General features: G+C 71.1%; 17 protein-coding genes. 5 read left to right on the top strand and 12 right to left on the bottom strand.

Annotation, left to right across the window (positions count from 1 at the left end):
- Positions 1–27: 27 nt before the first annotated feature.
- The 8 genes from era to ACNF49_RS46505 all read right to left on the bottom strand — a co-directional run bounded on the left by era (position 28) and on the right by ACNF49_RS46505 (position 5,960).
- Complete coding sequence (gene era, locus ACNF49_RS46470) at positions 28–936, bottom strand: GTPase Era (protein ID WP_498703542.1); 909 nt, start codon at positions 934–936, stop codon at positions 28–30.
- An 18-nt stretch (positions 937–954) separates the two neighbouring features.
- A complete protein-coding gene (locus ACNF49_RS46475; protein WP_357985346.1) occupies positions 955–1,425 on the bottom strand; it encodes an NUDIX domain-containing protein in 471 nt (156 codons plus the stop codon).
- Between the two features lie 7 nt (positions 1,426–1,432).
- On the bottom strand, positions 1,433–1,750 hold the full coding sequence (locus ACNF49_RS46480; protein ID WP_482941716.1) for a cytidine deaminase-like protein: 318 nt from the start codon (positions 1,748–1,750) through the stop codon (positions 1,433–1,435).
- Positions 1,751–1,760: 10 nt separating this feature from the next.
- Positions 1,761–2,414: a hypothetical protein gene (locus ACNF49_RS46485; RefSeq protein ID WP_357985331.1), complete on the bottom strand. Its 654-nt coding sequence runs from the start codon at positions 2,412–2,414 to the stop codon at positions 1,761–1,763.
- A 308-nt stretch (positions 2,415–2,722) separates the two neighbouring features.
- On the bottom strand, positions 2,723–4,018 hold the full coding sequence (locus ACNF49_RS46490; protein ID WP_357985328.1) for a hemolysin family protein: 1,296 nt from the start codon (positions 4,016–4,018) through the stop codon (positions 2,723–2,725).
- Entirely contained in the window at positions 4,015–4,491 is a 477-nt protein-coding gene (gene ybeY, locus ACNF49_RS46495) for an rRNA maturation RNase YbeY (protein WP_352329052.1), read from the bottom strand. Before ybeY ends, ACNF49_RS46490 begins: the two co-directional genes overlap by 4 nt.
- A complete protein-coding gene (locus ACNF49_RS46500; protein WP_352352470.1) occupies positions 4,488–5,525 on the bottom strand; it encodes a PhoH family protein in 1,038 nt (345 codons plus the stop codon). The genes ybeY and ACNF49_RS46500 overlap by 4 nt, the downstream gene beginning before the upstream one ends.
- A 90-nt stretch (positions 5,526–5,615) precedes the next feature.
- The gene (locus ACNF49_RS46505) at positions 5,616–5,960 is read right to left on the bottom strand and encodes a histidine triad nucleotide-binding protein (RefSeq protein WP_357985324.1); all 345 of its coding nucleotides are present in this window, start codon (positions 5,958–5,960) and stop codon (positions 5,616–5,618) included.
- Between the two features lie 279 nt (positions 5,961–6,239).
- Between ACNF49_RS46505 and ACNF49_RS46510 the strand changes: the two genes are divergently transcribed.
- Both ACNF49_RS46510 and ACNF49_RS46515 read left to right on the top strand, forming a co-directional pair.
- Positions 6,240–6,752 carry a SigE family RNA polymerase sigma factor gene (locus ACNF49_RS46510; RefSeq protein ID WP_049573205.1) on the top strand — a complete coding sequence of 171 codons (513 nt, stop codon included), beginning with the start codon at positions 6,240–6,242 and terminating at the stop codon, positions 6,750–6,752.
- A complete protein-coding gene (locus ACNF49_RS46515; protein ID WP_482941717.1) occupies positions 6,749–7,375 on the top strand; it encodes a hypothetical protein in 627 nt (208 codons plus the stop codon). The genes ACNF49_RS46510 and ACNF49_RS46515 overlap by 4 nt, the downstream gene beginning before the upstream one ends.
- Positions 7,376–7,393: 18 nt before the next feature.
- Here ACNF49_RS46515 and ACNF49_RS46520 read toward each other — a convergent pair whose 3' ends face one another.
- Genes ACNF49_RS46520 through hrcA form a run of 3 tightly spaced genes read right to left on the bottom strand, consistent with a single transcriptional unit; the run spans position 7,394 to position 10,296 of the window.
- Entirely contained in the window at positions 7,394–8,119 is a 726-nt protein-coding gene (locus tag ACNF49_RS46520) for a 16S rRNA (uracil(1498)-N(3))-methyltransferase (protein WP_482941718.1), read from the bottom strand.
- 9 nt (positions 8,120–8,128) lie between these two features.
- Positions 8,129–9,271: a molecular chaperone DnaJ gene (gene dnaJ / locus ACNF49_RS46525; RefSeq protein ID WP_352352467.1), complete on the bottom strand. Its 1,143-nt coding sequence runs from the start codon at positions 9,269–9,271 to the stop codon at positions 8,129–8,131.
- Positions 9,272–9,282: 11 nt separating this feature from the next.
- Complete coding sequence (gene hrcA / locus ACNF49_RS46530; protein WP_357985315.1) at positions 9,283–10,296, bottom strand: heat-inducible transcriptional repressor HrcA; 1,014 nt, start codon at positions 10,294–10,296, stop codon at positions 9,283–9,285.
- A gap of 156 nt (positions 10,297–10,452) precedes the next feature.
- Here hrcA and ACNF49_RS46535 point away from each other — a divergent pair, with 156 nt between their 5' ends.
- From ACNF49_RS46535 to ACNF49_RS46545, 3 genes are all read left to right on the top strand, one after another.
- Entirely contained in the window at positions 10,453–11,280 is an 828-nt protein-coding gene (locus ACNF49_RS46535) for a DUF456 domain-containing protein (RefSeq protein WP_482941719.1), read from the top strand.
- Positions 11,281–11,297: 17 nt separating this feature from the next.
- Positions 11,298–12,107 carry a DUF3097 domain-containing protein gene (locus ACNF49_RS46540; RefSeq protein WP_357985309.1) on the top strand — a complete coding sequence of 270 codons (810 nt, stop codon included), beginning with the start codon at positions 11,298–11,300 and terminating at the stop codon, positions 12,105–12,107.
- 283 nt (positions 12,108–12,390) lie between these two features.
- Positions 12,391–12,735, top strand: a complete 345-nt coding sequence (locus tag ACNF49_RS46545) for a DUF4870 domain-containing protein (RefSeq protein ID WP_482941720.1) — start codon at positions 12,391–12,393, stop codon at positions 12,733–12,735.
- Here the strand turns inward: ACNF49_RS46545 and hemW are convergent.
- Positions 12,728–13,945 carry a radical SAM family heme chaperone HemW gene (hemW, locus tag ACNF49_RS46550; protein ID WP_482941721.1) on the bottom strand — a complete coding sequence of 406 codons (1,218 nt, stop codon included), beginning with the start codon at positions 13,943–13,945 and terminating at the stop codon, positions 12,728–12,730. The genes ACNF49_RS46545 and hemW overlap by 8 nt on opposite strands.
- Positions 13,946–13,956 lie beyond the last annotated feature (11 nt).

Consider the following 13,956-nt stretch of genomic DNA (forward strand, 5'->3'; position numbering starts at 1 on the left):
CCCGGCCCGGCGGGGTCACCGGCGGGGTCAGTCGAAGAAGCCGAGGCGGCGCAGCTGCTTGGGGTCGCGCTGCCAGTCTTTGGCCACGCTGATCCGCAAGTCGAGGTAGACCCGCGTGCCGAGCAGCGCCTCGATCTGCTTGCGGGCCTTGGTGCCCACGTCGCGCAGCCGCTCGCCCTTGTGCCCGATGACGATGGCCTTCTGGGAGGGCCGCTCGACGAACATGTGGGCGTAGATGTCGAGCAGGTCGTCGCGCCCCTCTCGGGGCATCATCTCGTCGACGACCACGGCGATCGAGTGCGGCAGCTCGTCGCGCACGCCCTCCAGGGCCGCCTCCCTGATGAGCTCGCCCACCATCACCTGCTCGGGCTCGTCGGTGAGCTGCCCGCCCTCGTACAGCGGCGGCGACTCGGGCAGGTGCTCGATCAGCACGTCGCCCAGCACGTCGAGCTGCTCGCCCGACCGCGCCGACACCGGCACGACCGCCGCGAACTCGGCCACCTGCGACACCGCGAGCAGCTGCTGGGCGACCTGCTCCCGGCTCGCCAGGTCACACTTGGTCACCACGGCGACCACGGGCGTCTTCTTCACCGCCGCGAGCTTGTCGGCGATGAAGCGGTCGCCCTTGCCGATCGGCTCGTTGGCCGGCACGCAGAAGCCGATCACGTCGACCTCGGTGAGCGTGGACAGCACCAGGCTGTCCAGCCGCTCGCCGAGGAGGGTGCGCGGCCGGTGCAGGCCCGGCGTGTCCACGATGACGATCTGGGCGTCGGGGCGGTGCACGATGCCCCTGATGACCCGCCTGGTCGTCTGCGGCTTGGACGAGGTGATCGCCACCTTGGCGCCGACCAGGGCGTTCATCAATGTGGACTTGCCGACGTTCGGCCTTCCCACGAAGCAGGCGAATCCGGCGCGATGATTGTCTGGCGAAGTCACATTGTGCATTGTCGCTTATCAGCTGCCATGTTCACGCCACCAGGCGAACGCGTCGGGCAGCGCCAGGGGTGTCCAGGCCGGCGTCGTCAGGCCGCCGGCCTCGTGCTCGGTCACCCACCGGTAGTCGTTGATCTCCTCGCCGTCCGGGGTCGGCGTGCCGGAGGCGAGGGTGCAGGCGTACATGGCGATGACGTACGCCACCTCGTGGCCGTTGGGGTAGACCGTGCGGTACTCGGGGCCGCCGTAGACGCCGACCAGCCCGCGTACCTCGACCTCGATGGCCAGCTCTTCGCGCAGCTCCCTGGCCACCGCCTCCTCGGGCCGCTCGCCGGGGTCGACGCCGCCGCCGGGCGTGGCCCACAGGCCGTCGTCGCCGTGGCGGGCCATCAGCACCCGCCCGGCGCGGTCGAAGACGCAGCCGTTGACCGACGGCAGCATGAGCAGGTCGTTGCCGATCTTGGCGCGCAACCGGGCCAGGAACGGCGACATGCCCACGTCAGGACCTCAGCGTGCCGTCGGGACCGGCCACGAGCAGGGCCTTGACGCCCAGCTCGGCCGCGACCGCCTCGTCCGCCGGGGCCGGCTCGCCCGCCGTCACCAGCGCGACCGCCTCCAGCGAGCGCGCGCCGCCGGAGACCGCCATGGCCACCGCGACCTGCACCGCCGACAGCGTCAGCGACGACAACGCGACGCCGGTCGCCGAGTACGTGCGCCCGGTCTCGTCGCGCACGGCGGCGCCCTCGGCGGCCTCGTTGCGCGCCCTGACCGCCCGCGCCAGGGTGATGATCTTGCTGTCTTCAGGATCGAGAGTCACGGGAACCAGGTTAGGCGGTGGACATCGACAGCAGGGCGGCGACCAGCTTCCTCGTCCGGTCCCGGTTCACGTCGCTCATGCCCGCGTGCACGACCGACACCAGCGTGTCGCCGTCCCGCGACAGCACGACGTCGAGGGCGTACGGGTAGCCGTTCAGCCGTCCGCGCAACCGTGCCGCGGCGGCCTCGTCCCCGGAGCGGGCGGCGTCGCCGACGTCCAGCCTGCGGGCCCGCAGGGCGGTGCCGCCCGCCGTGCGGATCTCCCGGCACGACTCCAGGGCCTCGCTCAGGTCGTCGAAGCGCGCCTCGGCCTCGTCGCCGGCGTACCGGGCCAGGCCGACGGCCGCCCGCTCCCCCAGGCCGTCCCCCTGGTAGCTGACCGCCGCCTGGCCGGTGAGCCCCTCCTGGGGCGCGTGCCCGGCCGCCACGTCGAGCGCGGACCTGCACGCCTGGTCCACCCGGCCGAACGGCACCCGCCAGGCCTGCTCAGGCCGTTGCGCGAAGCCGTCCGGCAGGCTCGGCCGCCGGTTGAGCACCTCACGGAGCTGGGCCATGGCCTGGGCGTCGACGACGGCCGCCACGCCCGCGCCGCTGCCGCTGCCGCTGCCCGCGCAGCCCGCCAGGGTCGCGGCCAGCAGCCCGTACACGATGATCCGCGCTTTCATGATTCCCCCTGGACCGCAGCCTCCCCCGGCGACGAATGCGGCAATCTCCGCAGAGTCTCCACCAAACGCAAAAAGGGTGCCCTCGCCCGGTTTCCAGACGAGAACACCCTTTACGCCGATCGACGTCCTGACCGGCTAGCTGGCCGGAACGTCGTCGTCCCCCCAGGAGCGCCCTCCGGCCGCGAACCCCACCCGGCGTTCGGACGCTTCCTCGTGACACCCACCGCACCGGGTGTCAGGTATGAGACTGCCGGACCCCACTTGCAGACGACTTGTAGAACGCTTGCGACATCTGCCCGCAAAGTGGGTCAGTCGCGTTCGGCGGCGGCCTGGGCGTCGTCCTCCTCGGACGGCGCGACCCGGCGGACGACGACCGTGCTGATGCGGTTGCGCCGCCCGGCCAGGCTTTCGGCCGTCAGCTCCAGCCCCGCCACCTCCGCCTGCGACCCGGCGATCGGCACCCGGCCGAGCGCGTGGGCCAGCAGGCCGCCGACGGTCTCGACGTCGTCGACCTCGATCTCGGTGTCGAACAGCTCGCCCAGCTCGTCGACCGGCATGCGGGCGGTCACCCGCAGCGCGCCCTCGGACATGGTCTCCACGCGCGGGGCCTCCTGGTCGTACTCGTCGGTGATCTCGCCGACGATCTCCTCCAGGACGTCTTCGATGGTGACCAGGCCGGCGGTGCCGCCGTACTCGTCGATGACGATCGCCATGTGGATCTGCCGGGCCTGCATCTCGCGCATGAGCTGGTCGATGGGCTTGCTCTCCGGCACGTACGCGGCCGGCCGCATGATCGACTCGACCGTCTCCTTGCCGCCGCCCTCGCCCGACTCGTGGATCTTGCGGGCGATGTCCTTGAGGTAGGCGATGCCGATGACGTCGTCCTCGTTCTCGCCCACGACCGGGATGCGGGAGAAGCCGCTGCGCAGCGCGAGCGACAGCGCCTGGCTGATCGTCTTGCCGCGCTCGATGTAGACCATGTCGGTGCGGGGCACCATGACCTCGCGGACCAGCGTGTCACCCAGCTCGAAGACCGAGTGGATCATCTCGCGCTCGTCCGGCTCGATCACCCGGCGCTCCTCGGCCAGGTCGACCAGGTCGCGCAGCTCGGCCTCGGAGGTGAACGGGCCGTCGCGGAAGCCCTTGCCGGGGGTCAGGGCGTTGCCGAGCAGGATGAGCAGCTTGGGCAGCGGGCCGAAGATGCGGGTCAGGCCGTAGACGATGGGCGCCCCGGCCAGCGCGACCGGCTCGGCGTGCTGGCGCCCCAGCGTACGCGGCATGACCCCGACGACGACGTAGCTGACCACGATCATGACGGCCGCGGCGGCCACGTAGGCCCAGCCCTGGTCGTGCATGAGGTCGATGAACAGCAACGTGGCGATGACCGTGGCGACCAGCTCGCAGCTCAGGCGCAGCAGCAGGAGCAGGTTGAGGTAGCGGGGCGGGTCGGTGACGATGGCCTGGAGCCGTTCGGCCCCGCGCCGGCCCTCGCGCGCGAACTCCTCCGCGCGCACCCTGGAGATGCGCGTCAGTGCCGTTTCCGCACTGGCGATCAGGCCACCGATGATCACAAGGGCGATGGCCCACAGCAACCAGGCGTTCACCGCGAGTCGCGCACCTCCTGCCAGGACTCGAGCATCTGGGCCTGCAGCCCGAACATCTCCTTGTGCTCCTCGGGCTCGGCGTGGTCGTAGCCGAGCAGGTGCAGGATGCCGTGGGTGCACAGGAGCTCAAGCTCGGCCTGGGCGCTGTGCCCGGCCTCCTTGGCCTGCCTGGCCGCGACCTGCGGGCAGAGCACCACGTCGCCGAGCAGCGCCGGGTCGGCCGGGCTCTCGCCGTCGCCGCGCGCGCCGCCGCCGGGACGCAGCTCGTCCATCGGGAAGGCCAGCACGTCGGTCGGGCCGGGCTCGCCCATCCACTTCTCGTGCAGCTCGGACATGGCGTCTTCGTCGACCACCACGATGGACAGCTCGGCGAGCGGGTTGATGCCCATCTCGCCGAGCACGTGGGTGGCCAGCGCGACGAGGTTCTCCTCGTCGACGCCGACGCCGGACTCGTTGTTGATCTCGATGCTCACGGGCGTCGTTTCCCCCGGTGGATGGCCTTGGGCTCCTGGGCGGCCTGGGTGGCGTCGTAGCGCCCGTAGGCGTCGACGATGTCGCTCACCAGCTTGTGGCGCACGACGTCGGCGCTGGACAGGCGGGCGAAGTGGATGTCGGGGATGCCCTCCAGGATGTCCTGGACGACCCGCAGCCCGCTCACCGTGCCCGAGGGCAGGTCGACCTGGGTCACGTCGCCGGTGACCACGATCTTGGAGTTGAACCCCAGCCGGGTCAGGAACATCTTCATCTGCTCGGCCGAGGAGTTCTGGGCCTCGTCGAGGATGATGAAGGCGTCGTTGAGGGTACGGCCGCGCATGTAGGCCAGCGGCGCGACCTCGATCGTGCCCGCGGCCATCAGCTTCGGGATCGAGTCGGGGTCGACCATGTCGTGCAGCGCGTCGTAGAGCGGCCGCAGGTAGGGGTCGATCTTCTCGTAGAGGGTGCCGGGCAGGAAGCCGAGCCGCTCGCCCGCCTCGACCGCCGGCCTGGTCAGGATGATGCGGTTGACCCGCTTCTCCTGCAGCGCGCGCACGGCCTTGGCCATCGCCAGGTACGTCTTGCCGGTGCCCGCGGGCCCGATGCCGAAGACGATCGTGTGCTGGTCGATCGCGTCGACGTACCGCTTCTGGTTGACGGTCTTCGGCCTGATCGTGCGGCCGCGGGAGGACAGGATGTCGAGCGAGAGCACCTCGGCCGGACGGTCGGAGGTCATGCGCAGCATGGCGATGCTCCGCTCGACCGCGTCGGGCGTGAGCTCGCCCCCGCTGCGCAGCACCTCGACCAGCTCCTCGAACAGGCGCACGACAGCGCCGCTCTCGTCGGGGCTGCCGGTGACGGTGATCTCGTTGCCCCGCACGTGGATGTCGGCCCTGAAGGCGCCCTCGATGACGCGAAGCAGCTCGTCACGGGAGCCGAGGAGGCTGACCATCGGGTATTCGTCCGGAATCAGCACCTTGGCTTGAGTGCGCGAGGGAGGTGCCGTGCGTCGGGATTCATGTAGTTCGGACATGGGCAGGCCAGCGGCCTGATGCCTCCCGGTCTGTTCGGTGTTCTTCTCCGCCCATCGTATCCGGCACCAGGCTGATTGCTCGCGTCAATATCAGCCGGGCGGCCACGTGAGGTCACGCCCTCCGAGAACATGGGCGTGCACGTGGAAGACGGTCTGGCCGGCGCCGGGGCCGGTGTTGAAGACGACCCGGTAGCCCCCCTCGGCCACGCCGTCCTGGACGGCGACGGCGTGCGCGGCCTTGAGCACGTCGTCGGCGAGCCCGTCGTCGGCGGCGGCCAGAGACGCCGCGTCGGGGTAGTGCGCGCGCGGGATGACCAGCACGTGCGTCGGGGCCTGCGGATTGATGTCGCGGAACGCCAGCGCCCTGGCGTTCTCGTAGACGACGTCGGCCGGAATTTCCTTGGCCACGATTTTGCAGAAGAGGCAGTCGCTCACGGCAGTACCCTATCGAGAGCGACCGTTCGGCTGGCCGTTGCGAATCGGTAATCCGTGGTGTCGTGCGCCCGAAGATCCGCGCGGTTAGGGTGAGTGTGCGACACTTCAGAGCAAAAAAGATGATTCAGGGTCGGGCGAGCGCCACCTGGCGAGGAACACGACTGGGTAATGCACCCTAAGGAACCGGGGAAACCTTCAGAACCGGAAGAGAGTAAACCCTCTGGGAAGGCCGCGCGTCCCACTGATGTGACCACCGAAACCCTTCTGGCCGACAGGTCGATGGGGGCGGTGCCGGTCGGGTGGGATGCCGACATGGCCGTGACCGCGCTCTACAGCGCGCACTTCCGGTCATTGGTGCGTCTCGCGGTGTTGCTGGTGCGTGACATGGCAACCGCCGAGGAAGTCGTGCAGGACGCGTTCGTCGCCATTCACGGCGCCTGGCGCAGACTGCGTGATCCCGACAAAGCACTCGCTTACCTGCGTCAGTCTGTCGTCAACCGGTCCCGTTCCGTGCTGCGTCACCGCGCGGTCGTCGAGAAGTACGCACCCAAGGGCCTGCCGGACGCCCCGAGCGCCGAGAACGGCGCGATCGGCGAGCTGGAACGCTCCGCCGTCATCGAGGCGTTACGCGCCCTGCCGACCCGACAGAGAGAAGCACTGGTTCTGCGTTATTACGGAGATCTGTCCGAAGCTGAGATCGCCCACGCCATGGGCATCAGCAAGGGCGCGGTCAAGAGCCACACCGCCCGTGGAATGGCCGCGTTGCGGTCCGTCCTGGAGAAGATGTCATGACCCAGCCCCCCGACGAGTACGGCGACGTCCTGCGCCGTGCGCTCCGCGCAGAGGCGGACGCGGTCGTGCCCTCGCCGGAAGGACTGCAGATCATCCGCGCCCGCATCGAGCGGCGCGGCGTCCGTAACCTGTTCTGGTGGCGTGCGGGCGCGGCGGCGGTCAGCGCCGTGCTGGTGGCGGGGACGATCGTGATGGTCGTTCCCGGGCTGCGCTCCCAGATCTTCGAGACGCCCGTCAAGGTGGTGGACAACTCGACCACCACCCCCGGCAACTCCTCCACCAGGCTGTCCACGCCGCCCAGGCCCGACAGTCACAGCGCCGAGCCCCCGCCCGTGGTGGTCGTGCCGCCGAGCCACAGCGAGACCCACCGGCCCGCGGAGACGGCCAGGTCGACCAGGCAGCCCACGCCGTCGCCGACGCCGTCCTCGACGCCCTGCCCGAGCGGCGAGCCCACCGGCGACCAGGAGTGCCCCGAGATCACGCCGACCCCCACGCCGACCCCGACGGAGACGACCGACGCGCCGACGTCGTGCCCCTCCGAGGAGTGCCCGCCGGACGACATGCCCACCGGCCCGAGCGACCTGAGCAGCCCGCTGGTGGACGTGCCGCACACGACGCCGTGAGAGCGCCCTGAGCCGGGCCTACCAGCGCCCGGTACGCGCGAGCAGCACGGCCGCCGCCGCCACCCCCGCCGTGGAGGTGCGCAGCACGGTGGGCCCGAGCAGCACGGGCACCGCCTCGGCCGCGGCGAACCTGCGCAGCTCCTCCGCAGAGACGCCGCCCTCGGGCCCCACGACGACGACGATGTCGCCGCCGGGCGGCAGCGCCACCTTCGACAGCGGCTCGGCGGCCTCCTCGTGCAGCACGAGCCCCAGCGCCGCGTCGGCCAGCAGCCCCTCGACCTGGGCGGTGGAGGCGAGCTCGGCCACCTCGGGCAGGTGGAACCGGCGTGCCTGCTTGCCGGCCTCGCGGGCCGTGGAACGCCACCGGCCCAGCGCCTTGGCGATCTTGTCGCCCTTCCACTGCGTGATGCTGCGCGAGGCGGCCCAGGGGACGATCACGTCGACCCCCACCTCGGTCATCATCTCGACGGCCAGCTCGCCTCTGTCGCCCTTGGGCAGCCCCTGGACGACCACCAGCCGCCGCGCGGGCGGCTCGACGGTGTAGCGGGCGAGCACGTCGAGCGCGAGGCCGTCCTTGAACACCTCGCGCACCACGCACTCGGCGACGTCGCCCGCGCCGTTGGTCAGGTCGACCCGCTCGCCGGCGCGCAGGCGCCGCACGGAGGCCGCGTGCCGCCCCTCAGGCCCGTCGAGCGTCAGCTCGGCGCCGTCGAGGTCCTCGGCGAGGAACACGGGGACGGTCACGGGTGATCGTCACCTGCCGTTGAAGGCGTCACGCAGGCGGGAGAAAAAACCCTGCTGGCCCGGGGCGAACTTGCCCGGCGGCCGCTCCTCTCCACGCAACCTCGACAGCTCGCGCAGCAGGTCCTCCTGCGTCTGGTCGAGCCGCATCGGGGTCTCGACGTTGACGTGGATGAGCAGGTCGCCCCTGCCGGACTCGTTGAGCCGCTGCACGCCGCGCCCGTACATGGTGATGACCTGGCCGGACTGGGTGCCGGGGCGCACGTCGATCTCCTCGGAGCCGTCGAGCGTCTCGACGGCGAGGATCGTGCCGAGCGCGGCGGCCGTCATCGGGATCTGGACCGTGCAGTGGAGGTCGTCGCCGCGCCGCTCGAAGATCTCGTGCGCGCGCTCGACGATCTCCAGGAAGAGGTCTCCGGGCGGGCCGCCGCCGGGGCCGACCTCGCCCTCGCCGGCGAGCTGGATGTGGGTGCCGTCCTCGACGCCCGCGGGGATGCGGACCTTGATCGTACGGCGGGTGCGCACCCGGCCGTCGCCCGAGCACTCCTGGCAGGGGTGGCGGATGATGCTGCCGAAGCCGCCGCACTGGGGGCACGGCCGCGAGGTCATGACCTGGCCCAGGAACGAGCGGGTGACCTGGGAGATCTCGCCGCGCCCGCTGCACATGTCACAGGTGTCGGGGTGGGTGCCGGGGGCCGCGCCGGCGCCGTGGCACACCTCGCACAGCACGGCGGTGTCCACGACCAGCTCGCGGGTGGTGCCGAACGCCGTCTCGCGCAGGTCGAGCTCGACCCTGATGGTGGCGTTGCGGCCCCTCCTGGCGCGCGAGCGCGGCCCGCGGGTGCCGCCCGCGGTGCCGAAGAAGGCGTCCATGATGTCGCTGAAGGGGAAACCCGCGCCGAAGCCACCGGCGCCCGCGCCCGCACCCGCGCCGCCGCCGAAGGGGTCGCCGCCCAGGTCGTACATCTGGCGCTTGTTCGGGTCGGACAGCACCTCGTAGGCCTGCGTGATCTCCTTGAACCGCTCCTGGGTCTCAGGATCGGGGTTCACGTCGGGGTGCAGCTCGCGGGCGAGGCGGCGGTAGGCCTTCTTGATCTCGTCCTGACTGGCGTCACGGCGCACCCCGAGGGTGGCGTAGTAGTCGCTGTTTGCCACTTATCGACCTCTTAAGATGCAGCCAGGATCTGGCTGACGTAGCGTGCCACCGCGCGTACGGCGCCCATCGTCACGGGGTAGTCCATCCTCGTGGGCCCCAGCACGCCGAGCCGGGCCAGTTGGTTGTCGCCAGAACCGTATCCGGTTGCGACGATGGACGTGCCGCGAAGGTAGGGGTTTTCCGAGCCGATGCGCACGGTGAGCGCGGACGGGGTGTCTGTGGAAGTCTCGCCGAGCAACCGCATGAGCACGACCTGCTCCTCCAGCGCCTCCAGCACGTCGCGCAGGCCGGTGGCGAAGTCGGCGCCCGCGAGATTGGCCGCGCCGGCGAACACGATCTTCTCGTCATGGCGTTCGACGAGGGTTTCGAGCAGCACCGACAGGATCGTGGCCACGGCGGGCCGATCCTCGGCGGGCAGCCGCTCGGGCAGGTCGGCGACCAGCTCGGGGACGTTGCCCAGCCCGCAGCCGTCGAGGCAGGAGTTGAGCACCGCGCGCAGATGGGCGATGCGGTCGTCCTCCACCACCTCGGGCAGCTCGATCACGCGCTGCTCGACGCGCCCGGTGTTGGTGATCAGCACGAGCATGACCCGCCGGTCGTTGAGCGGGACCAGCTCGACGTGCCTGACCGTGGAACGGGTCAGCGTCGGGTACTGCACGACCGCGACCTGCCTGGTGAGCTGCGCGAGCAGCCGCACGGTGCGGAAGACCACGTCGTCGAGGTCGACCGCGCCGGCGAGGAAGGTCTCGATCGCCCGCCGCTCGGCCCCCGACAGGGGCTTGACCTGCGAGAGCCGGTCGACGAACAGGCGGTAGCCCTTGTCCGTCGGCACGCGGCCCGCGCTGGTGTGCGGCTGGGTGATGTAGCCCTCCTCCTCCAGAGCGGCCATGTCGTTCCTGACCGTTGCCGGGGAGACCTTGAGGTTGTGGCGCTCCGCCAGCGCCTTGGAGCCCACCGGTTCGTTGGTGGACACGTAGTCTTCGACAATGGCGCGGAGCACCGCAAGCTTCCGATCGTCGAGCACGTGCTCACCTCCTGCCTCTGCCTAACAGGGAAACGACAGGTCTAGCACTCCGTGTTCCCGAGTGCCAAGTGTACGGCTCTCGCCCACAAGGTGCGATAACACCAGGTCCCATCCTGTTGCTAGCGACTTACAAGCGACAGGCCTCACACTTGCCGCATGACCGACAATTCCCAGCCCCCGCAGTACGGACCGCCCCAGGGGCAGGGTCCCTACTACGGTCAGCCGAACCAGTACGGTCAGCAGCCGTACCAGCCCCAGCAGTACGGCCAGCCGCCCTACCAGCAACAACAGCCGCCCGCCCAGTACGGCCCCCCGCCCGGGTACGGCCAGCAGAACCAATACGCCCAGCCTGACCAGTACGCCCAGCCCGACCAGTACGGCGCCCACAACCAGTACGGCCGGCAGCCGCAGTTCCCGGCCAGGATCGACGGCAAGGCGATCAAGCCGCGCCTGTGGTGGATCGCCGTCGTGTGGGCCGTCGCCGTCGTGCTGGGCGTCGTGGGCGTGGTCGTGTTCGCCGGCGGCGTGCTGAGCAGCGTCACGGACACGGCCCCGACGACCACGTTCGCGGCGGGCGAAAGCGTGAAGGTCGCGATCGACCCCGCCAAGCGCCCGGCCGTCTACATCGCCACCGACACGCGGGTCAACTACCAGTGCGAGATCTCCGGCGGCCCGGCCCAGGCCAGGCTGGTCAAGGTCTCCGGCACCCAGACGCTCAGCGCCGGCGGGACCACCTGGCAGCAGATCCTCGCCGTCAACGCCCCCGCCAAGGGCGACTACCAGCTGACCTGCGCCACGCAGGAGGAGTCGTCGGCCCGCTTCGGCGTGGGCCGTGACCTGCTCTCCGCGGCGGGCGGCATGTTCGGCGGGGTCGCGGCCCTGTTCCTGTTCCCCGGCGCCGGCCTGCTCATCGGCATCATCGGCACCGTCGTCATCCTCGTACGGCGCAGCGGCGCGCGTAAGCGCCTTGCGGTCAGCGGGTGATTTGCTACGGTCCCCGTGTGTACGAGGGTGATGTGCTGGCGGGCAATTGGCGGCGGCCGGGCAAGGGCAAGATCCCGAAGGTACCCGCCGAACTCGACCTGGTCGTGGAGGACGCCGACAGCGGCTTCTGCGGCGCCGTGGTGGCCTGTGACAAGGAGGCCGTCACCCTTGAGGACCGGTTCGGCAAACGCCGCCTGTTCCCGCTGGCGCCGGCCGCGTTCCTGCTGGAGGGCAGGGCCGTGACGCTGGTGCGCCCGGCGGCCGCGGCCCCGGCGGGGCCCAGGCGCAGCGCGTCCGGGTCCATCGCCGTGGAGGGGCTGCGGGCCCGGGTCGCCAAGGAGAGCCGGATCTACGTCGAGGGCGTGCACGACGCCGCGCTCGTGGAGAAGATCTGGGGCCACGACCTGCGCGTCGAGGGGGTCGTGGTCGAGTACCTGGAGGGCGTCGACGACCTGCCCGCCATCGTGGCCGAGTTCGCCCCCGAGCCGGGCCGCAGGCTGGGCGTGCTGGTCGACCACCTGGTGCCGGGGTCGAAGGAGAGCCGGATCGCGGCCCGGATCACCTCGCCGCACGTGCTCGTCGTGGGTCATCCGTACATCGACATCTGGCAGGCGGTCAAACCGTCCGTGCTGCGCATCCCGGGGTGGCCCGACGTGCCGCGCGGGGTGCCGTGGAAGGAGGGCGTGCTCGCCGCACTGGGCTGGCGCATGGAGCCAGCGGACGCCTGGCGGCGCATTCTGGGCGCCGTCTCGTCCTACACCGACCTGGAGCCGGAGCTGCTCGGCCGGGTCGAGGAACTGATCGACTTCGTTACGGAGGCATCATGAGCCAGGACCCGCCGCCGCCCGCCGACGACTCCACCCCTTACGTCCCGCCTTCCGACGTACCCCGCGGCCAGGGCTCGGGCCCACAGCTCGGCTACGGCCAGCAGCCGGGCTCCCAGCCCGACTACGGGCGGCAGCCGCCGAGCGGCCCCGGTCCGCACCCCGGTCCCATGCCCTCGCCGCCCCGTTACGTGCCCCCGCCGCCGGGCTACGGCCAGCCCCCGGCCATGGCCAGGCCCCGGGCTACGGGCAGCAGCCGGGCTACGGCTACCCCGCCGGGCCGTACGTGCCCGGCCGGTTCGGCCCGCGCCGCGGCAGCGACGACACCACGATGGCCATGCTCTCCCACCTGCTGGGCCTGCTGGTCTCCTGGATCGGCCCGCTGATCATCTACCTGATGAAGAAGGACGAGTCCCCCTACGTCAGGGACCAGGCCGCCGAGGCCCTGAACTTCCAGATCACCATGTTCATCGGCTACCTGGTGGCGACCGTGCTGACGATCGTGCTGGTCGGCCTGCTGCTGTTCCCGATCGTGTGGATCGTGTCGCTGATCTTCCACGTGCAGGCGGCCATAGCCACCAACCGGGGCGAGAACTACCGCTATCCGTTCGCCATCCGCCTGATCACATGAGCTCGGTGATCAGGGCGTCGGCCAGCAGCCGCCCCTTGAGGGTGAGCACCATCCGGCCCGCCCTGAACGGCTCGGGCTCCAGCAGCCCGCGCGCCAGCGCGCTGGCCACGGACGTGCGCGCGCCGGGGGCGACCTCGGCGAGCGGGTAGCCGGAGACCAGCCGCAGCTCCAGCATCAGCCGCTCGGCGGCCCGGTCGTCGTCGGTGAGCACCTCGCGCGCGTGCGCGGGCGAGGTGCCCGCCGCCGGGCGCTGGGCGTAGGCGGCCGGGTGCTTGACGTTCCACCAGCGGGTGCCGCCGACGTGGCTGTGGGCGCCGGGGCCGGCGGCCCACCAGTCGCCGCCGGTCCAGTAGAGCAGGTTGTGCCGGCAGCGGGCCTGCTCGGAGGTCGCCCAGTTGGACACCTCGTACCAGCCGAAACCGGCCTCGGTCAGCATCTTCTCGGCGATCAGGTAGCGGTCGGCGGCGACGTCGTCGTCGGGCATCGGCAGCTCGCCGCGCCGGATCCGGGCCGCGAGCCTGGTGCCCTCCTCCACGATCAGCGAGTACGCCGACACGTGGTCGGGCCCGGCCTCGATCGCGGCGGCCAGCGAGGCCCGCCAGTCGTCGTCGGACTCCCCCGGCGTGCTGTAGATCAGGTCGAGGTTGACGTGCTCGAACCCGGCCGCCCGCGCCTCCTTGACGGCCCGTGCCGGACGGCCCGGCGTGTGCCTGCGGTCGAGCACCTGCAGCACGTGCTCACGCGCGCTCTGCATGCCGAAGCTGACCCGGTTGAAGCCGCCCTGGCGGAGTTTGTCGAGGTAGGCGGGGTCGACGGACTCGGGGTTGGCCTCGGTGGTGACCTCCGCCCCCGGCCGCAGCCCGAACTCGGCGTCGATGGCGGCCAGGACGCGCGCCAGGTCCTCGGGAGGCAGCAGCGTGGGCGTGCCGCCGCCGAAGAACACCGTCTCCACGGGCAGGTCGGCGTCGCCGAGCACGCGCCGGGCCAGGCGCACCTCCGCCACGACCGTGTCGGCGTAGTCGCGATGGGAGGCGCCGGGCCCTAGCTCGGCGGCGGTGTAGGTGTTGAAATCGCAGTAGCCGCAGCGGGTGACGCAGAAGGGCACGTGCACGTAGAAGCCGAACGGGCGCTCGCCGAGCCCGCGCAGCGCGCTGTCGGGCAGCTCGCCGGAGGCGGGCGCCGGATCGCCGTCGGGCAGGGTGGATGGCACGTCATCCAGTG

The organism is Actinomadura sp. ATCC 39365 (genome assembly GCF_054392275.1).

Bases quoted from the DNA above. Each gene is read 5' to 3' on its own strand.
- ACNF49_RS46515 (WP_482941717.1), top strand. From the start codon at position 6,749: ATGACCCAGCCCCCCGACGAGTACGGCGACGTCCTGCGCCGTGCGCTC.
- ACNF49_RS46500 (WP_352352470.1), bottom strand. From the start codon at position 5,525: ATGTCCGAACTACATGAATCCCGACGCACGGCACCTCCCTCGCGCACT.
- ACNF49_RS46535 (WP_482941719.1), top strand. From the start codon at position 10,453: ATGACCGACAATTCCCAGCCCCCGCAGTACGGACCGCCCCAGGGGCAG.
- ACNF49_RS46485 (WP_357985331.1), bottom strand. From the start codon at position 2,414: ATGAAAGCGCGGATCATCGTGTACGGGCTGCTGGCCGCGACCCTGGCG.
- ACNF49_RS46510 (WP_049573205.1), top strand. From the start codon at position 6,240: ATGGGGGCGGTGCCGGTCGGGTGGGATGCCGACATGGCCGTGACCGCG.
- ACNF49_RS46475 (WP_357985346.1), bottom strand. From the start codon at position 1,425: ATGTCGCCGTTCCTGGCCCGGTTGCGCGCCAAGATCGGCAACGACCTG.